The following is a 25,128-nucleotide window of genomic DNA, read 5'->3' as shown; positions in this document are numbered from 1 at the left end:
TTCGCAACGGTTGAAAGCGGTAGCGTCCATGCGTATTACTCTTGAGCGGTCGAACCTTCTGAAATCGCTGAACCACGTCCACCGGGTCGTCGAGCGTCGCAACACGATCCCGATCCTGTCCAACGTCCTCCTGCGCGCCTCCGGTGCCAATCTGGACATGAAGGCGACCGACCTCGATCTCGAAATCACCGAAGCGACCCCGGCCATGGTGGAGCAGGCGGGCGCCACCACCGTGCCGGCGCATCTGCTTTATGAAATCGTGCGCAAGCTGCCGGATGGTTCGGAAGTGCTTCTGGCGACCAACCCGGACGGGTCCTCCATGACCGTTGCCTCCGGCCGCTCGAAATTCTCGCTGCAATGCCTGCCGGAAGGGGATTTCCCCGATCTGACCGCCGGCACCTTCAGCCACACCTTCAAGCTGAAGGCGACGGATCTGAAGATGCTGATCGACCGGACGCAGTTTGCGATTTCGACCGAAGAGACACGTTATTACCTGAACGGCATTTTCTTCCACACCATCGAAAGCAATGGCGAACTGAAGCTGCGCGCCGTCGCCACCGACGGTCACCGCCTGGCGCGCGCCGATGTGGATGCGCCTTCCGGCTCCGAAGGCATGCCGGGCATCATCATTCCGCGCAAGACCGTCGGTGAATTGCAGAAGCTGATGGACAATCCGGAACTGGAAGTCACGGTCGAAGTCTCGGATGCGAAGATCCGCCTGACCATTGGCTCGGTCGTTCTGACCTCGAAGCTGATCGACGGCACCTTCCCCGATTACCAGCGCGTGATCCCGACCGGCAACGACAAGGAAATGCGTGTCGATTGCCAGACCTTCGCGCAGGCTGTCGACCGCGTCTCGACCATTTCTTCCGAGCGCGGCCGCGCCGTGAAGCTGGCCTTGACCAATGGCCAGCTGACGCTGACCGTCAACAACCCGGATTCGGGCAGTGCGACGGAAGAAGTGGCTGTCGGTTATGACAATGATTCGATGGAAATCGGCTTCAACGCCAAATATCTGCTCGACATCACCTCACAGCTTTCCGGCGACGATGCGATTTTCCTGCTGGCCGATGCCGGCTCGCCGACGCTCGTTCGCGACACCGCCGGCGACGATGCGCTCTATGTTCTGATGCCGATGCGCGTTTAAAACCGGCCGTTTTCTTCAATTTTTACCAGAAACGCCGGTGGATCATTTCATCGGCGTTTTTTGATTCGGCGGACAGGCATTTCGATCCGTAACCGAATTTTCTCAGTTACGACATTTTGCCTTGTTTTTGCGCCAAATGGGATCAACATTGCGTAACAGTTTTTTGACAATGACCAATATATCCGAGGGGAATCATGGCACTCAACCTGAAGCAACGCCTTGAACAGAAGTTCGAGGAAGAAATCCGCTTTTTCAAGGGCATGGTCAGCCAGCCGAAAAAAGTGGGCGCCATCGTCCCGACATCGTCCATCACCGCGAAAAAAATGGCGAGTGTCATCAATCCCCATTCCGGCCTGCCGGTTCTGGAGCTTGGTCCCGGCACCGGCGTCATCACCAAGGCCATTCTGGCGCGCGGCATCAAGCCGGAGAACCTGACCGCCATCGAATATTCGACCGATTTCTACAATCAGCTGCTCCGGAGCTATCCGGGCGTTAATTTCATCAATGGCGACGCCTTCGATCTTGACGCGACGCTTGGTGAGCACAAGGGCCAGATGTTCGACAGCGTCGTCTCCGCCGTGCCGATGCTGAATTTTCCGATGGCCGCCCGCATCAAGCTTCTCGACGAATTGCTGAAGCGCGTGCCGCATGGCCGCCCCGTGGTGCAGATATCCTACGGTCCGATTTCCCCGATCGTCGCGCAGCCGCATCTCTACCACATCCGCCATTTCGATTTCATCGTGCGCAATATTCCGCCGGCGCAATTGTGGACCTATACGCGGGCTTGATACTCGGCAAACTGCCGGAACCCGTCATTTCCCGGTCGTGACGAATGGTTAGGGTGTCGATTTACCCTTTCCATCGCCCTTGAGGACCGAACCCCATGCATGCGCTCTATATCACCCACCCCCAGGTCAAGATCGATCCGGCTGTTCCCGTCCCGGAATGGGGACTTTCGGACAGGGGTGTCGAACGGACGCGGGAGGCAAGCCGCCTCCCCTGGGCGAAGGCATTGCGGCGCATCGTTTCCAGCGCCGAAACCAAGGCGATCGAAACCGCCCGTATCCTTGCCGAGACATCGGGCGCAGAAATGGAGATCGTCGAGGCGATGCATGAAAACGACCGGTCCGCCACCGGTTTCCTGCCGCCGCCGGAATTCGAAAAGGCGGCGGACTGGTTCTTCGCCCATCCCGAGGAGAGTTTTCACGGTTGGGAGCGTGCAATCGACGCGCAGGCGCGGATCGTCGGGGCCATCAAAGCCGTTCTTGACCGACACGACCCGCAGCAGCCTATTGCCTTTGTCGGCCATGGTGGCGTGGGCACACTTCTGAAATGCCATATCGAGGGCCGAGGCATCAGCCGCAGCAAGGACCAGCCGGCGGGTGGCGGCAATCTTTTCCGCTTCTCCATCGCCGAGTTTTCACTTGCAGCCGCGTCCCCCACATGCGACTGGACGGCAATGGAAACATGGCAGGGATAAGACAATGACCGCGCGCGAAAAACTCATCGTCGGGCTGGATGTTCCGACTGTGCAGCAGGCAGAAGACATCGTTTCGAAAATCGGCGACGAGGTTCTCTTCTACAAGATCGGTTATCAGCTGGTATTTGCAGGCGGCCTCGAATTCGCGCGTGACCTTGTGCAGAGCGGCAAGAAGGTCTTTCTCGACATGAAGCTGCTCGATATCGACAATACCGTCGCCTCCGGCGTCGAAAACATCGCCCGCATGGGCATGTCGATGCTGACGTTGCATGCCTACCCGAAAGCCATGCGCGCTGCTGTCAAGGCGGCGGAAGGCTCCGGGCTCTGCCTGCTGGGCGTCACCGTGCTGACCTCCATGGATGACAGCGACCTGGTCGAAGCCGGTTATGCATCCGACGCCCGTTCGCTGGTGTTGCGCCGGGCGGAACAGGCACGCGAGGCAGGCATGGGCGGCATCGTCTGTTCGGCGGAAGAATCGACCGCCGTGCGGGAAATCCTCGGTCCGGACCTTGCCGTGGTCACCCCCGGCATTCGCCCCGCCGGTGCCGATCTCGGCGATCAGAAGCGGGTGATGACGCCTTATGACGCCATCAAGGCCGGTTCCAGCCATCTGGTTGTCGCCCGCCCCATCGTCAGAGCGGAAGACCCGAAAGCGGCGGCCCGCGCCATTCTGGACGACATGCTGCGCGCCAGTTTTCCGGCCAATCAGTAACGACAATCGGAGGAGACGACATGCCCAAGGGATATTGGATCGCCCGCGTCGATGTGCGCGACAGCGAACGCTACAAGGACTATGTGACGACGGCGAAACCCGCTTTCGAGCGCTTTGGCGCCAATTTTCTGGCCCGTGGCGGTGCTTTGACCGAGCTGGAAGGCAAGGCGCGTGCGCGCAACGTCGTCATCGAGTTCCCTTCGGTGCAGCACGCCATCGATTGCTATAATTCTCCCGAATACCAGGCGGCCGCCAAAATCCGCCAGGACGTCGCAGATGCGGAGATGGTGATCGTCGAAGGAATTTGACGGCCGTCAACCGCATTTCCAAAACTAGCCTCGGGCCTTGCGACAACCTCTCTTCACGCGCGCGCGGCTTTGGGCTAAGAGACTGAAAAACGCTTTATCGACAGCTTCTGAGGAGCCTCCCATGACCTTGGCCAACCTTCCACCCCTCGTCACCGTTTTCGGCGGTTCGGGTTTTGTCGGGCGGCATGTCGTGAGAATGCTCGCCAAGCGCGGTTACCGTATCCGCGTCGCCGTGCGCCGCCCCGATCTTGCCGGCTTCCTGCAGCCGCTCGGCAATGTCGGTCAGATTTCCTTCGCCCAGGCGAACCTGCGTTATCGCGACTCCATCGTCAAAGCCGTGGAAGACGCCGACCATGTGGTCAATTGTGTCGGCATCCTGACGGAAAGCGGCCGCAATACGTTTGACGCCGTACAGGAATTCGGTGCGAAAGCTATTGCCGAAGCGGCCCGTGATGCCGGCGCCACGCTGACGCATATTTCCGCCATCGGTGCAGACGCCAGTTCGCCGACCGGTTATGGCCGCACCAAGGGCCGCGCCGAAGCCGCCATTCATTCCATCCTTCCTGGCGCCGTGATCCTGCGCCCGTCGATCATTTTCGGACCGGAAGACGATTTCTTCAACAAGTTCGCAAAGATGGCCCGCAGCATGCCGTTCCTGCCGCTGATTGGCGGCGGAAAAACCAGGTTCCAGCCGGTCTATGTCGAGGATGTGGCGGAAGCCGTCGCGCGCGGCGTCGATGGCAAGCTGAAGCCCGGCGCGATTTATGAACTCGGCGGCCAGGACGTGATGACCTTCCGTGACTGTCTTGAGGCGGTTCTTGCAGCGACCTATCGCGAGCGTTCCTTCGTCAACCTGCCCTTCGGCGTGGCCTCGATGATCGGCAAGGTCGCATCGCTGGTGCCGCTGATTGCACCGCCCCTGACTCCCGATCAGGTGACCATGCTGAAAAAGGACAATGTCGTTTCCGCCGAGGCTGAAAAGAACGGCCTGACACTGGAAGGCATCGGTATCACGCCTGTTCGCGTCGCTTCGGTTCTGCCGTCCTACATGGTGCAGTATCGTCCGCACGGCCAGTTCTCGAACGCGGGCAAGGCTGCCTGAAACCCGTCCTCGGGCCTTGACGATTTAAACGGAAGCGGGAGCCATTCCCGCTTTTTGTTTTGGTGCAATTCAATTGCAACCAAACCGCTATTCGTGCATTTTCCCCTCAACTGCGGGGGAGGTGCAGAATGGGCGAAGGCGGGCTTGGAGAGCCGGGTAAAAGTTAACGGCCGTGCGGTCTCGACACGCAAGCGTGGCACAAGCGCAACTGTGGAAAAGACTTCGTATTAACCCGGTATTCAGCAAGCTCGTTTATTGATATTCGCCACATTCCAAACATATCCCGAACCCTCACTTCACACACGGCGGCATGATCCGCGCGAACGAACGTCTGAAAGGCAATCATAAAATGGGCAGATCTATCGCACTCTTTTTTGCGTGTGCGGCTTTGGTGGTGCTGGCGGGTTCTTTCATGGCGCCGGGAACGGTTGCAGCAGGCAAGAGCGGCTGTGCTCCCGCCTATGGCGTTGACCCCTGCGCAACGGCTTCGATCAGCGCCAACTGATCGGCCTTTACAGGTTTCAAAGAAAAAGCGCCGCCGGTTTTCCGGGGCGCTTTTTTGTTTTGGTCCGGATAAAAGGCTGGATCAGCCGATGACAAGAAGTGCGATCAGGCCCAGCGAACCGATGACGATGCGCCACCAGGCAAAAGGCGCAAAACCGCGCCGCGAGACGAAATCCAGCAGCGAGCGCACGACGAACAGGCCGGAGACAAAGGCGGCGATGAAACCGACGACGATCAGCGCGCTATCATCGAAACTCAGCGCATCGCGGTTCTTGTAGAGATCGAGGGTGAAAGCGCCGAGCATGGTCGGCATGGCCAGGAAGAACGAAAATTCCGCGGCGGAACGCTTGTCCGTGCCCATCATCAGCGAGCCGACAATGGTGGCGCCGGAGCGCGAGGTGCCGGGAATCATCGCCAGGCACTGGAAAAGGCCGATCTTGAAGGCAAGCGACGGCGGATAATCCATGATGTCGGTATATTTCGGTTTGAGCGGCATGCGGTCGACCGCCAGCAGAATGACGCCGCCAATGATGAGAACGACGCAGATGAGCATCGGCGTTTCGAACAGCACCGTCTTGATGAAGTCATGCGCCAAGGCGCCTATTATCGCCGCCGGCAGGAAGGCAAGAAGGACGGCCAGCACAAAACGCCGCGCCCTGGCGCTTGTCGGCAGAGCCAGCGCAATCGACACAAGCTTTTGAAAATAAACAAGAAGAATCGCAAGGATCGCGCCAAGCTGGATGAGAACGGCAAAGGTGTTGCCGGGTGATTTGAAGCCGAGGAAGTGCCCGGCCAGCAGCACATGCGCCGTGGAGGAAACGGGAATGAACTCCGTCAGACCCTCGATAATGCCCAGCAGAAGTGCGCTGATGATCGATTGGTCACCCATGAGGTATCCTTCTTTTCAGGGGGAAAGTGGCAATGGAAGGCAATTGCGTTAAACTTGTTTTAAAGTAGCCAAGCTCTTATAGCGTCTTGATGAAGCGAAACTGAAAAAGTTTTCCGGCAAATGCCGATCATAACAACCAATCGTAAAAATTGAGTACCGATGCCAACTCTCTATCACTCCCCGATGTCGACCGCATCCCGGTTCGTTCGTCTGATCCTTGCGGAATACGGCTTTCAGACCGATCTCGTGGAGGAACAGCCGTGGGAAAGACGGCGGGAGTTTCTGGCGCTCAATCCGGCCGGCACCCTGCCGGTCTATCTCGATGACAATATGCGCTCCCTAAGCGGACCTTATGTGCTGGCCGAATTTCTTGACGAAACGCATGGGGTTTTGAAGCGCGACCGGCGGCTTCTGGCGGAAGACCCGTTTCAGCGTGCGGAAATCCGCCGCCTGACGGAATGGTTTCTGCAGAAGATGGAAAATGACGTGACCCGCCCGCTGGTGCGCGAAAGGGTCTATAAATTGCAGATGACGGCGGCACAGGGTGGCGGACCGCCGGATTCCAAGCTGTTGCGCACCGCCCGCAACAACATTCGCCAACACATCAAATATCTGGAATGGCTGGCCGGATCCCGCACATGGCTTGCCGGCGACCGGCTAAGCTATGCCGATCTTGCCGCCGCGGCCGCTGTTTCTGTGCTGGACTATCTTGGCGAGATCAACTGGCTTGAAGCGCCGATTGCCAAGGAATGGTATCAGCGGGTGAAATCCCGCCCCTCCTTCCGACCGTTCCTCAGCGAGCGCATTCCGCGTCTTGCCCCCTCCTCCCACTACGCCGATCTGGACTTCTAAGGTCCGGCCTTCCGGTTATTTGCGGCGACCTGCGGCTCAGCCTATATAAGTCGCAGATTAACCCGCGGGAGAAACGGCCATCGACGTTGCCAGCGACAAGCAGCGGATACGCGCACGCAAACTGACGGATTTCGTCCGTCAGGAGGCGCTTTCGCTTGGCTTCGATCTGTGTCGCATCACGGCGCCCGACAGCATTCCGCTCGCACCGGAGCGGCTGCGGCAGTTTCTCGACAATGGCTACCACGGCACCATGGCGTGGATGGAGGAAACCGAGGCTCGCCGGGCGGAGCCGAAGACACTCTGGGGAGACGTGCGCTCCATCGTCATGTTCGGTCTCAATTACGGCCCGGAGGAGGACCCGCGCAGCCTGCTTTCGAAACCGGACAAGGCGGCCATTTCGGTCTATGCCCGCAACCGGGATTATCACGACATCATCAAGGGGCGGCTGAAGGAAATCGCCACCCGTTTTGCCGCCCGCGCCGGTGAGGATGTGAAGGTCTTCGTCGACACCGCCCCGGTGATGGAAAAGCCACTCGCCGCCGCCGCCGGTCTCGGCTGGCAGGGCAAGCACACCAATCTGGTCAGCCGCACCCATGGCTCATGGCTGTTTCTGGGCAGCATGTTCACCACCGCCGAGCTCTGTCTGGATGAGGCCGAGAAGGATCATTGCGGTTCCTGCCGCGCCTGCCTCGATGCCTGTCCGACGGCGGCCTTCCCCGCCCCCTATCAGCTGGATGCGCGCCGCTGCATCTCCTATCTCACCATCGAGCACAAGGGACCGATCCCGCACGAATTCCGGCCGATGATCGGCAACCGCATCTATGGCTGCGACGATTGCCTTGCCGCCTGTCCGTGGAACAAGTTCGCGGCCAGCGCCTCCGAGATGAAGCTGCAGGCGCGCGAGGATTTGAAGGAACCGTCCATCGCCTTCCTGCTGACGCTGGACGATGCCGCCTTTCGCAGCTTTTTCAGCGGCTCCCCCGTCAAGCGCATCGGCCGCAATCGCTTCATCCGCAACGTGCTGATCGCTGCGGGAAACTCTGCCGACCGGCAATTTGTGGAACAATGCAAGGCGCTTGCGGAGACCGACCCTTCTGCGGAAGTGCGCGGCATGGCCGCATGGGCTTTGTCGCGGCTTATGGACAGGGACGAATTCCGTACATACTCTGCCACACGCGCGCCGGAGACTGATCCGGACGCGGAAATGGAATGGCAACTGGCAGAGGCATGAACCATGCATGTGATGATTTTCGGCGCGGGATATTCAGGGAAAGCCATTGCCAACGCGCTGAAAACCGAGGCCGCAAGTGTCTGCGGCACCACACGCAGCCAGGATAAGCTCCCAAACCTCGCGGCCGCCGGCATGACGCCGTTGCTCTTCGACGGCGCCCATCTCAATGACGATCTCATCGCCGCCATGGGCAATGTCACCCATCTCGTGCAATCCATCGCACCGGGCAAGGATGGCGATCCGTTGCTTGCGCTTCTGGGCGGCGATCTGAAAAAGCTCCTGCCCAATCTGAAATGGGTGGCCTACCTTTCCACCGTCGGCGTTTATGGCGACCATCACGGCGCCTGGGTGGACGAGACGACACCTTGCCGCCCGGTTTCCGCGCGCTCCGTGGAACGGGTAACCGCCGAGGCTGCCTGGACCGAGGCAGCCCAGAAAGCAGATGTGCCGCTTTCCATCCTGCGTCTTTCCGGAATTTATGGCCCGGGGCGCAATGCCTTTATGAATTTCGAGAAGGGAACCGCTAGACGGTTGGTGAAGAAGGACCAGGTGTTCAATCGCATCCGTGTCGAGGATATTGGTGCGGCACTTGCTTTTCTGGCGTTGAGAAATGAACGCGGCATCTTCAACGTGACGGACGACGAACCCTGCCCGCCGCAGGATGTGGTGAGCTTCGCAGCAACCCTGATGGGCGTGGAGCCACCATCCGAACAGGCCTTCGAGACCGTCGATCTGACGCCGATGGCGCGTTCCTTTTATGGCGAGAACAAGCGCGTTTCCAACGCCAAAATACGTGCCCTCGGCTTCGATTTTCGTTTTCCGGAATACAGGTTGTCCCTGAAACAATTATGGGAAAACGATCTCTGGCGGGGCTGAAAACCGTCCCCGGCGAAAGTGATGAAAAATCCTTCCAAAGCCGTTTTTGCGGATGGTTTTCGTGCCATTTCAGCTAATTAGGATTTTATTAACTACCCAAGAATCGCTAAAATCATAGTCATTAGAAAAATATTTCACTCACATTTCGTGAAGTGGATTCACTAAGCCGTGACTTGCAACGGCATTTCCATTGGCCATTGATTCTGCGTTATTTTTTCCACTTCTGCGCCGCCAGGCCCCATGGACGGCTTTCCGGCTAACGATCACAAATGTTACAGTCTGTAACAGTTCGTGATTTGAGATCAGCTTTTTTTCGCCATTTTTCCCTCGCCCTACAATCTCGCATCAAAAGGCGTTCAGGCCAGTTCTTGGCCGTTTAGCAAGGGCACAATCAATCGGCGCGGGGCCGATTTTCAGGGAAGCACAGTTTGTTGAATATCCGTCGTATAACTTTCACCGCTGCAACTATCGCCGCCTGTTCCATCATTGCGCCTCTTCAGGCGAATGCGGCAAATGGTTGTGGAGGCGCATCGTGGTATGCGTTGACCTCCAAGACTGCTTCGGGCGAGCGCATGAACGCCGCCAACCTGACCGCCGCTCACCGCTCCCTGCGGTTCGGCACCAAGGTCAAGGTAACGAATGCCCGCAACGGCAAGGCCGTTGTGGTGCGCATCAACGACCGTGGCCCGTTCATCAAGGGCCGCGTTCTCGATCTTTCCAAGGCTGCAGCCAAGAACATCGGCATGATCAGCTCCGGCACTGCCAAGGTCTGCTATGAGGTCGTCAAGGCCGATTGAGCCTTGCCCTCGCCGCCATTCGCGTCTACCAACCGGGCTTATCAGCAAGAAGAGGTAGACAATGCGTTTGGGCGGGCGTTTGGCCGGAGCAATCGAAGTATTGGCGGATATTGAGGGACGCAGGCGTCCCGTCGCCGATGCTCTGAAGGATTGGGGCCTTGCCCACCGTTTTGCCGGTTCCGGCGACAGGGCCGCCATCGGCAATATCGTTTATGACGCGCTGCGCATGAAACTGTCGCACGCCTGGCTGATGGATGACGATAGCGCCGCCTCCCTTGCTTATGCTGTCCTGCTGCGGCAATGGGGCAAAAGCTTTGCGGAACTGGCGGCGGAATTCGACGGCGACAAATTCGCCCCCGCCGCGCCTGACGCGGAAAGGCAGCAGGCCTTTCTCTCCCGTTCACTTTCCGACGCGCCGGCCTATGTTCAAGGCGATATTCCCGAATGGGTGCAATCTTCCTTCGAAACGGCTTTCGGTGAGCGCTGGCTCGCCGAGGCGCAGGCGCTCAACGAGCGACCGACGCTTGATCTGCGCGCCAACACGCTGAAGGCAACCCGGGACAAGGTTCTGAAAGCGCTCGAGGAAAGCGGTGCGGAAGCCACCCGCATTGCCCGGCAGGGTGTGCGCATTCCCGCCGGCGAAGGTCCTTCCCGCCTGCCGAATGTCACCGCCGAACTCTCCTTCCAGAAGGGCTGGTTTGAGGTGCAGGACGAGGGCTCGCAGATTGTTGCCGACCTTGCCGGCGCGCATGAAGGTGAACAGATCCTCGATTATTGCGCCGGCGGTGGCGGCAAGACGCTGGCCATGGCTGCCAGCATGAACAACAAGGGTCAGGTCCACGCCTTCGATGCCGACCGCAAGCGGCTCGCGCCGATCATCGAGCGGCTGAAGCGGGCCGGCACGCGCAATGTGCAGGTTCATGACCGCGCATCGGGTCTTACGCCGTTCCACGAAAAATTCGACCGCGTTCTGGTCGACGCACCCTGCACCGGCACCGGAACATGGCGCCGCCGCCCCGACACCAAATGGCGGCTGACGGCGCGCAATCTGGAAGAGCGCGTGCAACAGCAGGGCGAGGCGCTTTCGCAGGCGAAAGGCTTCGTGCGCCCGGGCGGCGAGCTGCTTTATGTCACCTGTTCCGTTCTGCCCGAGGAAAACGAGCAGCAGGTCAGGCGCTTCTGCGCGGAAAACCCGGAATTTTCGATCGGCTCGGCTCTGGAGCGCTGGCAGTCGATTTTCGGCGGCAATGCGAATAAACCGCATTCTTCCGATGGCAAGACAGTGACCCTCACGCCTGCAACCACAGATACGGACGGTTTCTTCTTCTGCTTGATGAAACGCAAAGCATAAAAGCCGATTTGCACGCAGCGATTTTACTTGGAAAATACCACGCGGGCTTGTTTCAAAGCATTCTAAACTAGAATGTTTGACACAAGTTTGTGATTGGGTCAGAACTCGCTGGCCGCAGCGTGAAGTCTTTTCATGCCTGCCCAAGGAGAGGGATCATGATCCGCAAAACCATTCTCAGCGCCTCTTTCGCGCTTCTTGCCGCATCGGCGGCTTTCACCGCGCTTCCTGCACAGGCCGCCACTGACGCGGCTGCCGTCGTCAAGCATTACGCCGATGTCGCGCATGCGAAATACGAGGATTCGCTGACCACGGCGAAGGCGCTGGACAAGGCGATCGATGCGTTGATTGCAACGCCGAGCGAAGCGACTCTGAAGGCCGCCCGCGAAGCCTGGATCAAGGCGCGTGTTCCCTACCAGCAGTCGGAAGTCTACCGTTTCGGCAATCCGCTTGTCGATGCATGGGAAGGCAAGGTGAATGCCTGGCCGCTGGATGAAGGCCTGATCGACTATGTCGATGGCTCCTACGGCACGGAAAGCGACGAGAACGAACTTTACGTCGCAAACATCATCGCCAATCCGAAGATCAAGATCAGCGGTGAAGAGGTGGATGCCTCCAAAATCACCCCGGAACTGATCGAAAGCCTGCACGAGGCGGGCGATGTCGAAGCCAACGTGACGACCGGGTACCACGCCATCGAATTCCTGCTCTGGGGCCAGGATCTGAACGGCACCGCGCCGGGCGCGGGCAACCGCCCCTATACCGACTATGACAAGGCAAAATGCACCAACGGCAATTGCGACCGCCGCGCCGATTACCTGAAATCCGCCTCCACCCTGCTGATCAAGGATCTTCAGGAGATGGTGGATGCCTGGGCTCCCGAGGGCGAAGCGACGAAAACCGTGGAAGCCGATCCGAAAGCGGGCCTTACCGCCATTCTGACCGGCATGGGCTCCCTTTCTTATGGTGAGTTGGCCGGTGAGCGCATGAAGCTCGGCCTGCTGCTGCACGATCCGGAAGAGGAGCATGATTGCTTCTCCGACAACACCTATAATTCGCACCTCTACGACGCCATTGGCATCGCCTCGGCCTATACCGGCGACTATACCCGCGCGGACGGCACGAAGATGACCGGTGCCTCGCTGTCGGAACTCGTCGGCGCCAAGGACAAGGCGCTGAACGACGAGATGCTGGCGAAGCTGAACAAGACGCTCGATGCCATGCATGCCATGGAAAAGCGTGCCCAGACCGTCGAGGCCTATGACCAGATGATCGGCGAAGGCAACAAGGAAGGCAATGCCGTGGTTCAGGCGGCCATCGACGGCCTTCTCGACCAGACGAAGTCTGTCGAACGTGTCATCGCGGCGCTCGATCTCGGCAAGATCGAGCTTGAAGGCTCCGACAGCCTCGACAATCCGAACGCCGTCTTCAAATAAGCGGCAAAGCGGGCCGCAGATCGCTGCGGCCCGTTGCTCCCATGCGATTTTTGCTGTCATCGATCCGCAAGCCGTTCTTTTTCGCCGGGGCAGCCTGCCTTGCGGCGTCGATAGCGCATGCCGAACAGCAGCGGAGCGATCTGACGGAGAAAGATCGAAGCCGCGTGCTGGCCGTCACTGCGCCAACAACCGATTTTACGAAGCCGGAGCCCTTCGAGGCCATGTCCGGCGGGGCAACCACCAGCACCGGCAAAGCCGATGGCGGCGCATTTTCCCATCCTTCCGCTACCATGCCTTTCGAGCGGAAGCAGGATTTCAAGCTCGGCAACGCGCTGTTCCAGAAGCTCTGGGTCTCCTCCCCCTCCTCCACACAGGCCTCGGACGGGCTCGGGCCGCTGTTTAATGCCAGATCCTGCCAGACCTGCCATGTCAAGGATGGCAGGGGCCGCCCGCCCCTTGCCGGGGAAGAGGCTGTTTCCCTGTTTCTACGGCTGGCGCGACCGGCCCGGAATGAAGCCGAACGACAGGCCATTGCCCGCCACGAGGTACTGAATTTTCCTGACGAGACCTATGGTCGGCAGTTGCAGAATCTTGCCATTCCCGGCCTCGCCGCTGAAGGCAAACCGATCATCACCTATACGGAAAGACCGATTACGCTTGCAGATGGCGAACTGGTGATGCTGCGCAAGCCCGCCTATGGCGTGATGGGCCTTCACGATGGCCCGCTTGGTGCCGATACGACGCTCTCGGCCCGTATCGCCATGCCCACGCTCGGGCTTGGCCTGATCGAGGCCATTGCCGATGCCGATATTCTCGCCAGCGCAGACCCCAATGACAAAAACGGCGATGGCATCGCCGGGCGTCCGGCATGGGTCAGGGACCATCGCACCGGCGAGATAAAACTCGGGCGGTTTGGCTGGAAAGCCCAAAATGCAAATGTACGCGACCAGAGCGCCAGCGCCTTTTCTCACGATATCGGCATTTCCACACCGGATGCGCCGAATGCCTATGGCGATTGCACCGAAGCCCAGAAGGACTGTCTGGCCATGCCGACCGGCGTGCAGCCACGGTTGGGGCCGGTGGAAGCGCCGGACCCGGTTCTTGATCTCGTGACCTTCTACACCGAAAACCTGGCCGTGCCGCAGCGACGCAATGTCGATGATCCGACCGTTCTTGAGGGCAAACAGCTATTTTACACCTCCGGCTGCACGGCCTGCCATACACCGAAATTCGTCACCCGCCGCGATGCCGCCGACCCGATGCATTCTTTCCAGCTGATCTGGCCCTATTCGGACTTCCTCCTGCATGACATGGGAGAGGAGCTTGCCGATGGCCAGCAGGTGGGCGAAGCCAGCGGGCGGCACTGGCGCACCCAGCCGCTCTGGGGCATCGGCCTGACGCAAAAGGTGAATGGCAACGGTTTTTACCTGCATGACGGGCGCGCGCGCAACCTGACGGAAGCCATATTGTGGCATGGCGGCGAAGGGCAAAAAGCGCGCGACGCCTTTGCCGCCTTGCAAAAATCCGACCGGCAGGCTTTGCTGGCCTTTCTGGAGTCCCTTTGATGAACTTTGCCATGCGAAAAATTTCCGGCGTCATCTCCGTGCTGCTGCTTCTCACCACGCTGCCGGCCAAGGCGCAGGATGTGGAACTGTTGCCGCCGCCACCGCTCGACCCTGTACAGGTGCGGGGCGTGATGAAAAAAGCGGTGAACGGCTTCATCCGGCCCGGTTATGACCATTTCCGGCAATCTGCGGAGATGCTGGAAGGCAGCATGAAGGCCTTCTGCGCGGCACCCTCCAAAACGACGGAAACGGCAGCACAGGCGGCTTTTACTGAAACGGTCTTGAGCTGGTCGACAATCGAGATCGTGCGTATCGGCCCTGTGATCGAGAAGAACCGCTTCGAACGCGTGCTTTATTACCCCGACAAAAAGGGGCTCGGACTGAAGCAGGTGCAGCGTTACCTTGCCGACAAGGATGAAAGCGTCACCAGCGCAGACGGCCTGAAGGGCAAGAGCGTCGCGGCACAGGGGCTCGGCGCGCTGGAGTTCGTGCTTTATGGCACCGGCGCGGATGAACTTCTCGACAAGAAGGGCGATTTCCGCTGCCGTTTCGGCGCGGCCATCGCCGGCAATATCGCCAATGTGGCGGCGGAGCTTTCCGACAGCTGGAACGCACCTGACGGCGCCCAGAAAAACTGGACACAGCCCGGACCGGACAATCCCGTCTTTCGTGATGAGCGCGAGGCGCTGGTTGCCCTGCTCGGTATTCTCGTGCACGGCGCAGAGGCGATCCGCGACCAGCGGATCGAGACTTTCTACAAGGGGCCAGACAAGGCAAGATTTCCCCGCACCGCCATCTACTGGCGCTCCGACCTGACCTGGAAGAGCATCTCCACCAACATCAAGGCGGTGCAGACACTCCTGCATACCGCCGACATGGTCGAACTCGTACCGCCCGATCAGCGCTCCATCGTCAACTCCATCGACTTCATCGCCAAATCGATGATCCGCGTTGCCGGAACGATCGATACGGATGTGCAAAAGGCGTTGGATCAGGACGATCAGCGTGCCAAGGTGGATTACCTGCTGCTCAATGGCAAAGACCTGATCTACCGCCTCAACGATCAGTATGGCGGTGCCATCGGCCTCAGTTCCGGCTTTTCCTTCGCTGATGGAGACTGAGCGATGATTTCCGGCAGCAAGCGGATGCTGATCGACCGGCGCAGCTTCATCAAGGCGGCGGGTATTCCCTTCCTTGCCGCTCTCGCCCCGCGATCGCTCCATGCGCTGGAACGCACAGACGCCGTCTTTGCCTCCGCCTTCCGCGCCCGTGATGGATCCTACGGCATTGCGACGGTGAGCGAGCGCGGCGAGATTATCGACCGCGTTGCGCTTCCCGCCCGCGCCCATGGAATGGCGACGAGCCATGCAACCGGCATGACGGTGGCCTTCGCACGACGGCCCGGCACTTTCTTCATGGCGTTTGATCCCGTTCAGCGTCGGGAGCCTGTCGTGATGCACACGCCGGAGAACCGCCATTTCTATGGCCACGGGCAATTCTCACCCGATGGCGCAATCCTCTATGCCAGCGAAAACGATTTCGACGGCAATCGCGGCGTCATCGGCCTTTACGACGCCCGGAACGGCTTTGTCCGCATCGGCGAATATGACGCGCATGGTGTCGGCACCCATGACATGACGGTGAGCGACGACGGACGGCTGATCGTGATCGCCAATGGCGGCATCGAGACCCACCCGGATTTCGGCCGCACAAAGCTCAATATCGACAGCATGGAACCGTCCCTCGTGCTTCTGGATGCTGCCACCGGCCAGCTGATCCAGAAGCACGCAATGCCGGAGCAGCTGCGACAGCTCTCCACCCGCCATGTCGATCTCGGCGATGACGGCCGCATCTGGTTCGCCTGCCAATATGAAGGGCCGCGTAACGATCTGCCGCCCCTGGTCGGCCATTTTTCGAAGGGCGAAGATCTTGCCTTCGTCGATCTGCCGCACGAAACGACGGTGCGGCTTGCCAATTATGTCGGGGCCATCGCCGTCAACCGGCACGAAGGGCTGGTGGGCCTGACCTCGCCGAACGGTAATGCCGCCGTGACGCTCGATGCAAAGACCGGACGTGTGGTGTCCGAGGTCACCGTACGGGAAGCGGCAGGTGTTGCGGCCGCCGCCGGCGGTATTGCGGTTTCCTCCTATGACGGATTTTTCGAAGCCCTTCGCAGCGATGTGGCCTGGGACCAGCATATCGTGCGCCTTTCCGGCTAAAATACTGAAAAGGCTGGGGAACAAAAGCTTGGCCGGCGCATTGGATGCGTCATGAAAAACCTTGCCGTGTATATTGTTTTTGTCGTTGCTGTTGTTGCCATCGGGGCGCTGATCGGTGTCAACAATGTGCCGGGCGAATGGTATCAATCGCTGCAGAAACCATTCTTCAATCCCCCCAACTGGATTTTCGGACCGGTCTGGACCACGCTTTACGTGCTGATCGGCATGGCCGGCGCGCGGACGTGGATCAGGAAACCGATGGGGACGCGCATGCGCCTCTGGTTCACGCAGATGGTGCTGAATTTCCTGTGGTCGCCGATCTTTTTCGGCATGCAGAGCCCGGCCGGCGCGCTCGTCATCATCGTCCCCATGCTGATCTGCATCATCGCGTTCATGGCGCTGACCTACCGTCGCGACCGCATATCCATGTGGCTTTTCGCGCCCTATGCCCTGTGGGTCGCCTTTGCCACGGTGCTCAACGCAAGCATCGGCTTGCTGAACTAATTCATCCCAAGCCCTTGCCTTGCCCGGCGCCACGCGCCATGTCTGTCTGCGACAGGGCAGAAGCAGGCAGGTAGGCCATGGAGATCACGGATCCCGGCGATTTTCGCCAGCGGATAGAAAGAAGCTTCGCGCGGCAGGGCGTGGTGCAGGCCATCAATGCCGAGATAAGCCGCATCGAACACCGGCTGGTGGAAATAGAGCTGCCCTTCCATGAAAAGCTGACACAGCAGCATGGCATATTGCATGCGGGCGTCATCGCCGCCGGTCTCGACACCGCCTGCACTTATGCCGCCTATACGATCATCGAACCGGAAGCATCGCTGCTGACCATCGAATTCAAGGTCAACCTCATGTCGCCGGGACGTGGTGAGCGGTTTTTGTTTCGCGGCGAGATCATCAAGCCCGGCAACAATCTGATCGTGGCGGATGGTCGCGCCTATGCGCTTTCGGATGGGCCGGCAAAGCTGATCGCCTCCATGACGGGCACTATGATGGTAGTGAAGGGGCGCGAGGATATTAGCGGATGAGCTACCGGCTTTCGCATGTTGCGGATAAATCCGTTCTTTTCGTCATGGCGGCTTCCGCAGAATACGGCCCCCATCTGCAGGCGCGCATCACGCCACTCATGACCGGGGTCGGCCCGGTCGAGGCGGCTATTTCGGTGACGGCCATACTTGCCGGTCTCGATGCGGCCGACCATCTGCCTGACCTCGTCGTTTCGCTCGGCTCTGCCGGTTCGCGGACATTGGAACAGACGGGTATCTATCAGGCGCTTTCGGTTTCCTATCGCGATATGGATGCATCCGCCTTCGGTTTCGAGAAGGGGCGCACGCCATTTCTCGATCTGCCTGCCGAAGTGGCCCTGCCTTTGCGGATACCCGATATTGCCGAGGCAAGGCTTTCCACCGGCGGCAACGTCGTTTCCGGAGAGACCTATGGGTTGATCGATGCCGACATGGTGGAAATGGAGACCTTTGCGGTCCTGCGGGCCTGCCAGCGCTTCGGTGTGCCCCTCATTGGCCTGCGCGGTATTTCCGACGGCAGGGCCGATGTGAACCATGTGGACGACTGGACGGAATATCTTGATATCATCGATGAAAAGCTCGCCGATGCCATCGACCGGCTCTGCCGCGCCATCGAGGATGGTGTGATTGCCCTTTGAAACGTTGCGATTTTCGCAATTTTCCGCCGTTTGACGCCCGCTTCCGGGTTGCCTAAAGCCCCGCTTTTCTTTAAAGGCTCGCCATGACCCAGATAGCCCATCCCGACAGCATTCTCATCATCGATTTCGGCAGCCAGGTGACGCAGCTGATTGCGCGCCGCATCCGCGAAGCCGGGGTCTATTGCGAAATCCACCCGTTCCAGAATGCCGCAGAGGCGTTCGAGAAGCTTCAGCCCAAGGGCGTGATCTTCTCCGGCGGCCCCGCATCCGTGACGGCCGAAGGAAGCCCGCGCGCGCCGCAGGCGGTGTTCGACAGCAAGGTTCCGATCCTCGGCATCTGCTACGGCCAGCAGACGCTCTGCACGCAGCTCGGCGGTGTGGTCGAAGGTGGCCATGCGGCGGAATTCGGCCGTGCCGATATCGACATCAAGAAGGCGAGCCCGCTGTTCGAAGGTTTCTGGGAACAGGGCAAGAGCTATCCGGTGTGGATGAGCCATGGCGACCGCGTGACGAAGCTGCCGGAAGGTTTCGAGGTCATCGCGACCTCCGAGAACGCTCCTTTCGCCATCGCCGCGGATGAGACCCGTCATTATTATTCCACCATGTTCCACCCGGAAGTGGTGCATACGCCTGACGGCGGCAAGCTGCTCTCCAACTTCGTGCACAAGATCGTCGGCCTCAAATCCGACTGGACGATGGCCGCCTACCGCGCCGAGATGATCCGCAAGATCCGCGAGCAGGTCGGCACCGGTCGCGTGCTCTGCGCGCTTTCCGGCGGCGTCGATTCCTCGGTTGCAGCCATCCTCATTCATGAGGCGATCGGCGATCAGCTGACCTGCGTTTATGTCGACCACGGCCTGATGCGGCTTGGTGAGAGCGAGCAGGTCGTCGGCATGTTCCGCGACCACTACAATATTCCGCTTGTCCACGTTGACGCCGCCGATCTGTTCCTCGGAGAGCTTTCTGGCATTTCCGATCCGGAAGTGAAGCGCAAGACCATTGGTCGCCTGTTCATCGAGGTGTTCGAGGCCGAAGCCGCCAAGATCGCCGCCGATGGCAAGGGTGCGCCCAAGTTCCTTGCGCAGGGCACGCTTTACCCTGACGTCATCGAAAGCGTTTCCTTCTCCGGCGGCCCCTCCGTCACCATCAAGAGCCACCACAATGTCGGCGGTCTTCCCGAGCGCATGAACATGCAGCTCGTCGAGCCGCTGCGTGAGCTCTTCAAGGATGAAGTGCGCGCGCTTGGCCGCGAACTCGGCCTGCCGGACAGCTTCATCGGCCGCCATCCCTTCCCCGGACCGGGTCTCGCGATCCGCTGCCCCGGCGCCATTACGCGAGAGAAGCTCGATATCCTGCGCAAGGCGGATGCGATCTATCTCGACGAAATCCGCAAGGCTGGTCTCTACGACACCATCTGGCAGGCTTTTGCCGTGCTGTTGCCGGTGCAGACCGTGGGCGTGATGGGCGACTACCGCACCTATGACTTCGTCTGCGCGCTGCGCGCCGTGACCTCCGTGGATGGCATGACGGCGGATTTCTATCCCTACGACATGAGCTTCCTCGGCCGTGCGGCAACCCGCATCATCAACGAGGTGCGCGGCATCAACCGTGTCGTCTACGACGTGACGAGCAAGCCGCCCGGCACGATCGAGTGGGAATAGGAATATCTCGATCATTGTAGCGTGGCTGCGGCGGCGCTACCATGATCGAAGAGCCATGGGATTTGCGCCCGGGCTCGCCAGCCGGCGCCGTTCACATGCTTGAATTTTTGTCCTCTTTCGTGAGGATTTCGGCTATCCTTCACGAAGCACCGCCAGTGTGCGGCCAGCGTTCGCCCTGATGAGGACGCTGAGAGGAGGCATGATGGCATCCGATGCTGATCCGAAACCCCTGACGCGTACCGCCGCGATCCTCTACGCCATTGGTTTTCCGCTCAGCCTGATCGCACTCGTCTTTCTGCCTGCCGGGCGGATCGGCTGGCTTCCGGGCTGGATATTTATCGCAACTCTCGTCGCAGCTTTCGGCCTTTCCGCTCTGGTCCTTGCGCGCGTGAACCCGGTCATTTTCCGCGCCCGCAGCCGCTTCCAGCCCGGCACCAAAAAATGGGACCTGATCCTCGTCACCGCGATCCTTCTGGCTTTTGCCGCTGAAATTCCGGTTGCAGCATTTGATGCGGGCCGGATGGGCTGGTCCGTGGTACCGCCCCTGGTCATCACAATCGGTTATCTCCTGCTCGCCGGCGGCATCGCCCTCACGGCCTGGGCTCAGGCGGTCAATCCGTTCTTTGAGCCGGGTGTTCGCATTCAGGCCGAGCGCGGACAACACGTGATCACCTCCGGACCCTATGGCATCGTGCGCCACCCCGGCTACACCGCAGCGATCGCCATGTTCGTCGGCATACCGCTCGCATTGGGTTCATGGGTGGCTCTGCTTCCGGCCGTCCTGGCTGTCGCCCTGCTGATCCTGCGCACCTACTGGGAAGATCGCCTGCTCCAGACCGAATTGTCGGGCTATTCGGACTACGCCCGTGAAAGACGCTATCGGCTGTTTCCTGGCATCTGGTGAGTGTGAGCGGCCGATGTTCTCTTTTTGTTCTTTTAATTTTTCCCGGTGATGATATTATCGTGGCCTTGGCACAGGCCGTGGAGCGTCGTCATGGGTTTCGAGTTGACGGATAAAGGAGGGTTAAGGCAGCTTTTCCTTGAAGGGTTTAAGCCGGAGAAACAACGCCGGATCAATCCGCGATTCAGCAGCAAGGTCCTGGTCGTGGTGAAACCGCCGGCAGCCTTGGCGGAGAGAATTTTCACCGATGCATCGCACCACGCCACAGGGCGGACGAAGCGAGAGGCCTATCCGGCGGAGCTTCTGCATATCACCCTGTTCTGTATCGGATGTTTCGACACCGTGCCTCACGGCCTTGTAAACCGGCTGAAGGCGGCACTGGGGGAGATAAGGGCGCGGCCCGTTCCGATCACATTCGATGGGAGTTCGCTTTTCGGCAACCGCAACTGTCTGGTGCTAGGCAGCAGCCGAGAGATGCTGGAGCTCAGGGCCCTGGCGAAGATGGTGCAGCGCGCCCTCTGGCGGGCAAATCTCCCCTATATCGCCGCATCATCGTTTACGCCGCACCTCACCATGATCTATGGCTGCGGGAAAATCGATCCTATGCCGGTTGAAAAACCCTATAGCTGGCTGGCTGGCAGCTTCGAGCTCATCTTCAGCCACAATGGGGAAACACGGCACGAATCTCTGGGACGCTTCGCGCTTTCGGCGAAGGCGGACCGCTACGAGCAGCCAGAGAGCCAATTATATCTGCCGGAAAAAATATTCAGCCTGCCGAAGCGGCCAACCCGTAAGATAGCGGCGCGATAGCGTGGGCCTGAAAAAGCACGGCATCCATGCCTAAAACTATCTGCTGCTGAGTAGCTGCAGGGACGCGCCTTCTATACGACAAAGGCGCAGTTCAAATCATCGAAGGCACCTGCCGAAAACCGAAGGAATTCCGGTGCCAAGCGCAAGCGAGGCGATTTCGCCTCGCTACCAACGATAAGCAGCTTAGAGCTGGACCTTGTCGAAAGCCTTGCCGTCGATGCCGAGAGCTTCGAGATCGGCGCGGGCAGGCTTGCGATGTGCGCGAACAGCGGCCGAAACCGAGAGCGCTGCACCGAGAACGGCGAAAGTTTCACCGAAGAAGTTACGCGATGTCTTTGCAACCTGACGCATTTTTCTCTCCATCTTTGATGCCCAGATAATGGGCATTTCCGGCCCGTTCTACAACTCATGATGCAGCAGGGAAGCCATGCAGCTTTGCTCGCGCTCGTTTGGATATCAGCCACATCGATTTTGCATGGCTCAGACGTCAGGTTCCCGAAAATGTCGCAAGGCAAATTGGGCTGCAGCTTGAATAAGATGGATATTTCGTTATGCCGGAAGGCCTAAAGATGGAGAGACGCCAGCATGACGGTCACGATTTACGGCATCAAGAACTGCGACACGATGAAGAAGGCCAGAAGCTGGCTGGAATTGAACAGCGTTGATTATTCTTTCCATGACTACAAGGCGACCGGTATCGACCGCGCCCATCTGGAAACATGGTGTGATGCCGCGGGCTGGGAGACGGTTCTCAACCGAGCCGGCACCACCTTCAAGAAACTCGATGACAGCCAGAAGGCCGATCTTACCCGCGAAAAGGCCATCGGCCTGATGCTGGAGCAGCCCTCGATGATCAAGCGTCCGGTGCTGGAGGCAAAGGGCAAGATAACCGTCGGCTTCAAGCCGGAAATCTACCAGACCCTTTTTGCCTGAGCACAGCCCGCCATGTCCAAAACGACCCGCGCCACCCAGATGCTGACGAAGGCCGGTGTCGCCTTCACCACCGTCACCTATGATTATGACCCGAATGCCGACCGCATCGGCCTGCAGGCGGCCGAGGCGATCGGCGAGGCGCCGCATCTGGTGCTGAAGACGCTGATGGCGGAGCTGGACGGCAAGCCGGTCTGCGTCGTTGTCCCCTCCGACCGCGAGGTGAGCATGAAGAAGCTTGCCACCGCCTTTGGCGGTAAATCCGCCAGCATGATGAAACCCGCCGATGCGGAGCGGGCGACCGGTTACCATGTCGGCGGCATCAGCCCTTTCGGGCAGAAGAAGCAGGTGCCGACAGCCATTGAAGCCGATGCCATGGCGCATGATTACGTCTACATGAATGGCGGGCAGCGTGGTTTGCAGGTGAGGCTTTCGCCCCGTGATGCCCAGAAAGCGCTGAATGCCATTATCGCCCCTCTGGTCGCGGAATGAGGTGCAACGGCCGCTCCTGAAAGCGTTTGGCTTTCGGAAGGAATGGGCTATGGTCGGCGCCTCCTATTGAAATAGACGAAGGCAGATCATGACCGTTTCCCCCATCGATCCCGTCAAACTCGAAAAACTCGCGGAAGTCGCCGTCAAGGTCGGCCTGCAATTGCAGAAGGATCAGGATCTGGTGATTACTGCGCCGCTGGCAGCCCTGCCGCTGGTGCGGTTTCTGACCAAGCATGCCTATATGGCGGGCGGCGGACTGGTCACCACTTTCTATTCCGACGAGGAAACCACGCTTTCGCGCTACCGCCACGCCAGCGACGCGAATTTCGACCGGGCTTCCGGCTGGCTCTATGAGGGCATGGCGAAGGCCTATGCCAATGGCGCGGCTCGGCTGGCGATTGCCGGCGACAACCCCATGCTGCTGGCCGAGCAGGACCCCGCAAAGGTGGCGCGCGCCAACAAGGCCAATTCCACGGCCTATAAGCCGGCGCTGGAGAAGATTTCCAACTTCGACATCAACTGGAACATCATTTCTTATCCCAACCCCTCCTGGGCAAAACAGGTCTTCCCCGGCCTCACCGAGGATGAAGCGGTGCGCAAGCTCGCGGATGCCATCTTCGCCGCCTCGCGGGTGGATGTGGCCGATCCCGTCGCCGCGTGGGCGCAGCACAATGCCAATCTTGCCAAACGCTCCGCATGGCTGAATGGCGAACGCTTCTCTGCGCTGCATTTCACCGGCCCCGGCACCGACGTAAAGATCGGCCTGGCGGATGGTCACGAATGGCATGGCGGCGCCTCCACGGCCAAGAACGGCGTGACCTGTAACCCGAATATTCCGACCGAAGAAGTCTTCACCACACCGCATGCGCTGCGTGTCGACGGTTACGTCTCCAGCACCAAGCCGCTGTCGCATCAGGGAACGCTGATCGATGATATCCAGGTGAAGTTCGAAGCCGGTCGCATCGTCGAAGCCAGGGCTTCGAAGGGCGAAGCCGTGCTGAACAAGGTGCTCGACACCGATGAAGGCGCGCGGCGTCTCGGCGAAGTGGCGCTTGTGCCGCATTCCTCACCGATTTCAGCAAGCGGTATCCTGTTTTATAACACGCTGTTCGATGAAAACGCCTCGTGCCACATCGCGCTTGGCCAGTGCTATTCGAAATGCTTCCTCGACGGCGCCTCGCTGTCGCAGGATCAGATCAAGACGCAGGGCGGCAATTCCAGCCTCATCCATATCGACTGGATGATCGGCTCCAACAAGGTGGATATCGATGGCGTGAAGCCGGATGGCTCCACGGTTCCGGTTATGCGCAAGGGTGAATGGGCCTGACGAGGGCTACCTCGGCAACTGGCTGCGCTGACTGAGCCAGATGCTGAAAAGCACGGCAATGAACCCGGCGAGCTGCGCTGGCGCAAGGCTTTGGCCGAGCGCCAGCCAGCCCAGCAGGGTCGCCACGACAGGACTTAAAAAACCGAGCGATGCCGCCGCGGAAGGTTCGATGCGGGCGAGCCCACGAAACCATAGAAGATAAGTGAGTGCCGCACCGATAAGGCCGAGATAGGCCATGCCGAGAATATTGGCGGCCGTTGGCGCCGGCAAGGCCGGCTCCAGAACATAGGCGATCGGCAAAAGAAGAATGCCGCCCGCCGTCAATTGCCAGGCTGTGAAGGTGAGGTTCGAGACCGGCGGGCGCCATTTGCGGGTCAGCACCGTTCCGAAGGCCATGGAGACGGCACCGGCAAGACCCGCGGCAACGCCGATACCATCCAGCGCCGCGCCGGGCGTCAGCACCAGAAGCGCAACACCGGCAATGCCGAGGAAACCGGCGACGATGGCAAGCGGCCGCACCGGTGTTGAGAGAAACAGCCGCGACAGACCGATGACGATGAGCGGTTGCACCGCGCCCACTGTTGCCGCGACACCGCCAGGCAACCGATAGGCCGACACGAAAAGCATCGCCCAGAAAAACGAGAAATTCAGCGCGCCGAGAATGAAGCTGCGCGGCCACCAGATGCCCTGCGGCAGCTTTCGGACGAGAAGTAGCAGCAGGACACCGGCCGGCAAGGCGCGCAGCATGGCGACATGCAGCGGATATCCCTGCGGCAAAAATTCCGTCGTGACGAAATAGGTGGTTCCCCAGATGGCGGGGGCAAGCGCGGTCACCAGCACATCGGCGGCATAGGTCGTATTTTTCTTCATTTCAA

The 25,128-nt window shown here is 59.7% G+C and carries 28 protein-coding genes; 25 read left to right on the top strand and 3 right to left on the bottom strand.

Annotated elements, in window-relative coordinates; all coding sequences use genetic code 11:
* The first annotated feature begins 28 nt into the window (after window positions 1-28).
* The 7 genes from dnaN to O3S81_RS06305 all read left to right on the top strand — a co-directional run bounded on the left by dnaN (window position 29) and on the right by O3S81_RS06305 (window position 5,254).
* Window positions 29-1,147 carry a DNA polymerase III subunit beta gene (gene dnaN, locus O3S81_RS06335; RefSeq protein ID WP_269341636.1) on the top strand — a complete coding sequence of 373 codons (1,119 nt, stop codon included), beginning with the start codon at window positions 29-31 and terminating at the stop codon, window positions 1,145-1,147.
* Between the two features lie 194 nt (window positions 1,148-1,341).
* Window positions 1,342-1,935, top strand: coding sequence for a phospholipid N-methyltransferase PmtA (gene pmtA / locus O3S81_RS06330; RefSeq protein WP_003503844.1), 594 nt, complete (start codon window positions 1,342-1,344; stop codon window positions 1,933-1,935).
* 95 nt (window positions 1,936-2,030) lie between these two features.
* Complete coding sequence (locus O3S81_RS06325; protein WP_269341632.1) at window positions 2,031-2,627, top strand: histidine phosphatase family protein; 597 nt, start codon at window positions 2,031-2,033, stop codon at window positions 2,625-2,627.
* A gap of 4 nt (window positions 2,628-2,631) precedes the next feature.
* Entirely contained in the window at window positions 2,632-3,339 is a 708-nt protein-coding gene (gene pyrF, locus O3S81_RS06320) for an orotidine-5'-phosphate decarboxylase (protein WP_010970804.1), read from the top strand.
* Between the two features lie 20 nt (window positions 3,340-3,359).
* Window positions 3,360-3,647: a DUF1330 domain-containing protein gene (locus O3S81_RS06315; protein ID WP_269341629.1), complete on the top strand. Its 288-nt coding sequence runs from the start codon at window positions 3,360-3,362 to the stop codon at window positions 3,645-3,647.
* 121 nt (window positions 3,648-3,768) lie between these two features.
* Entirely contained in the window at window positions 3,769-4,749 is a 981-nt protein-coding gene (locus O3S81_RS06310; RefSeq protein WP_269341627.1) for a complex I NDUFA9 subunit family protein, read from the top strand.
* Window positions 4,750-5,098: 349 nt separating this feature from the next.
* Window positions 5,099-5,254: a hypothetical protein gene (locus O3S81_RS06305; RefSeq protein ID WP_006310141.1), complete on the top strand. Its 156-nt coding sequence runs from the start codon at window positions 5,099-5,101 to the stop codon at window positions 5,252-5,254.
* A gap of 81 nt (window positions 5,255-5,335) precedes the next feature.
* Here the strand turns inward: O3S81_RS06305 and O3S81_RS06300 are convergent, their stop codons facing one another.
* Window positions 5,336-6,142, bottom strand: coding sequence for an undecaprenyl-diphosphate phosphatase (locus O3S81_RS06300; RefSeq protein WP_269341625.1), 807 nt, complete (start codon window positions 6,140-6,142; stop codon window positions 5,336-5,338).
* 159 nt (window positions 6,143-6,301) lie between these two features.
* On the opposite strand from O3S81_RS06300, the gene O3S81_RS06295 reads away from it, so the two are divergent.
* The 15 genes from O3S81_RS06295 to O3S81_RS06225 all read left to right on the top strand — a co-directional run bounded on the left by O3S81_RS06295 (window position 6,302) and on the right by O3S81_RS06225 (window position 21,504).
* Window positions 6,302-6,994 carry a glutathione S-transferase family protein gene (locus O3S81_RS06295; protein ID WP_003520121.1) on the top strand — a complete coding sequence of 231 codons (693 nt, stop codon included), beginning with the start codon at window positions 6,302-6,304 and terminating at the stop codon, window positions 6,992-6,994.
* 79 nt (window positions 6,995-7,073) lie between these two features.
* Window positions 7,074-8,225, top strand: a complete 1,152-nt coding sequence (gene queG, locus O3S81_RS06290; protein ID WP_269342411.1) for a tRNA epoxyqueuosine(34) reductase QueG — start codon at window positions 7,074-7,076, stop codon at window positions 8,223-8,225.
* A 3-nt stretch (window positions 8,226-8,228) separates the two neighbouring features.
* A complete protein-coding gene (locus tag O3S81_RS06285) occupies window positions 8,229-9,101 on the top strand; it encodes an SDR family oxidoreductase (RefSeq protein ID WP_269341623.1) in 873 nt (290 codons plus the stop codon).
* A 428-nt stretch (window positions 9,102-9,529) separates the two neighbouring features.
* Window positions 9,530-9,898: a septal ring lytic transglycosylase RlpA family protein gene (locus tag O3S81_RS06280; RefSeq protein ID WP_269341622.1), complete on the top strand. Its 369-nt coding sequence runs from the start codon at window positions 9,530-9,532 to the stop codon at window positions 9,896-9,898.
* Between the two features lie 61 nt (window positions 9,899-9,959).
* The gene (locus O3S81_RS06275) at window positions 9,960-11,249 is read left to right on the top strand and encodes an RsmB/NOP family class I SAM-dependent RNA methyltransferase (protein ID WP_269341620.1); all 1,290 of its coding nucleotides are present in this window, start codon (window positions 9,960-9,962) and stop codon (window positions 11,247-11,249) included.
* A 155-nt stretch (window positions 11,250-11,404) separates the two neighbouring features.
* Window positions 11,405-12,682: an imelysin family protein gene (locus O3S81_RS06270; RefSeq protein WP_269341618.1), complete on the top strand. Its 1,278-nt coding sequence runs from the start codon at window positions 11,405-11,407 to the stop codon at window positions 12,680-12,682.
* A gap of 41 nt (window positions 12,683-12,723) precedes the next feature.
* Entirely contained in the window at window positions 12,724-14,247 is a 1,524-nt protein-coding gene (locus O3S81_RS06265) for a di-heme oxidoreductase family protein (protein WP_269341616.1), read from the top strand.
* Entirely contained in the window at window positions 14,247-15,368 is a 1,122-nt protein-coding gene (locus O3S81_RS06260) for an imelysin family protein (RefSeq protein ID WP_269341614.1), read from the top strand. Before O3S81_RS06265 ends, O3S81_RS06260 begins: the two co-directional genes overlap by 1 nt.
* Before the next feature lie 3 nt (window positions 15,369-15,371).
* On the top strand, window positions 15,372-16,466 hold the full coding sequence (locus tag O3S81_RS06255; RefSeq protein ID WP_269341612.1) for a DUF1513 domain-containing protein: 1,095 nt from the start codon (window positions 15,372-15,374) through the stop codon (window positions 16,464-16,466).
* A 51-nt stretch (window positions 16,467-16,517) separates the two neighbouring features.
* On the top strand, window positions 16,518-16,970 hold the full coding sequence (locus O3S81_RS06250; RefSeq protein ID WP_269341610.1) for a TspO/MBR family protein: 453 nt from the start codon (window positions 16,518-16,520) through the stop codon (window positions 16,968-16,970).
* A gap of 77 nt (window positions 16,971-17,047) precedes the next feature.
* Entirely contained in the window at window positions 17,048-17,497 is a 450-nt protein-coding gene (locus O3S81_RS06245) for a PaaI family thioesterase (protein ID WP_269341609.1), read from the top strand.
* Complete coding sequence (locus O3S81_RS06240) at window positions 17,494-18,132, top strand: 5'-methylthioadenosine/S-adenosylhomocysteine nucleosidase (RefSeq protein ID WP_269341608.1); 639 nt, start codon at window positions 17,494-17,496, stop codon at window positions 18,130-18,132. Before O3S81_RS06245 ends, O3S81_RS06240 begins: the two co-directional genes overlap by 4 nt.
* 83 nt (window positions 18,133-18,215) lie before the next feature.
* Complete coding sequence (gene guaA, locus O3S81_RS06235) at window positions 18,216-19,793, top strand: glutamine-hydrolyzing GMP synthase (RefSeq protein ID WP_269341606.1); 1,578 nt, start codon at window positions 18,216-18,218, stop codon at window positions 19,791-19,793.
* A gap of 202 nt (window positions 19,794-19,995) precedes the next feature.
* Window positions 19,996-20,697 (top strand): methyltransferase family protein, encoded by a 702-nt coding sequence (locus tag O3S81_RS06230; protein ID WP_269341605.1) that lies wholly within the window; start codon window positions 19,996-19,998, stop codon window positions 20,695-20,697.
* 90 nt (window positions 20,698-20,787) lie between these two features.
* Window positions 20,788-21,504: a 2'-5' RNA ligase family protein gene (locus O3S81_RS06225; RefSeq protein ID WP_269341603.1), complete on the top strand. Its 717-nt coding sequence runs from the start codon at window positions 20,788-20,790 to the stop codon at window positions 21,502-21,504.
* 183 nt (window positions 21,505-21,687) lie between these two features.
* On the opposite strand, the gene O3S81_RS06220 is transcribed toward O3S81_RS06225, so the two are convergent.
* Entirely contained in the window at window positions 21,688-21,855 is a 168-nt protein-coding gene (locus tag O3S81_RS06220) for a hypothetical protein (protein WP_003503889.1), read from the bottom strand.
* Window positions 21,856-22,089: 234 nt separating this feature from the next.
* Between O3S81_RS06220 and O3S81_RS06215 the strand changes: the two genes are divergently transcribed.
* From O3S81_RS06215 to O3S81_RS06205, 3 genes are all read left to right on the top strand, one after another.
* On the top strand, window positions 22,090-22,437 hold the full coding sequence (locus tag O3S81_RS06215; RefSeq protein WP_269341601.1) for an ArsC family reductase: 348 nt from the start codon (window positions 22,090-22,092) through the stop codon (window positions 22,435-22,437).
* A gap of 12 nt (window positions 22,438-22,449) precedes the next feature.
* A complete protein-coding gene (gene ybaK, locus O3S81_RS06210; protein ID WP_269341600.1) occupies window positions 22,450-22,926 on the top strand; it encodes a Cys-tRNA(Pro) deacylase in 477 nt (158 codons plus the stop codon).
* 88 nt (window positions 22,927-23,014) lie between these two features.
* Window positions 23,015-24,253: an aminopeptidase gene (locus O3S81_RS06205; protein ID WP_269341599.1), complete on the top strand. Its 1,239-nt coding sequence runs from the start codon at window positions 23,015-23,017 to the stop codon at window positions 24,251-24,253.
* Window positions 24,254-24,259: 6 nt separating this feature from the next.
* Here O3S81_RS06205 and pecM read toward each other — a convergent pair whose 3' ends face one another.
* Window positions 24,260-25,123, bottom strand: coding sequence for a 4-hydroxybenzaldehyde efflux transporter PecM (gene pecM / locus O3S81_RS06200; protein WP_269341598.1), 864 nt, complete (start codon window positions 25,121-25,123; stop codon window positions 24,260-24,262).
* Window positions 25,124-25,128 lie beyond the last annotated feature (5 nt).

Origin of the sequence: Agrobacterium sp. SOY23 (assembly GCF_027212525.1) — a bacterium.
Taxonomy (GTDB): Bacteria; Pseudomonadota; Alphaproteobacteria; order Rhizobiales; family Rhizobiaceae; genus Agrobacterium; species Agrobacterium tumefaciens_I.
The sequence above is the reverse complement of the archived record's forward strand: the minus strand, read 5'-3'. Positions and strand labels throughout refer to the sequence as shown.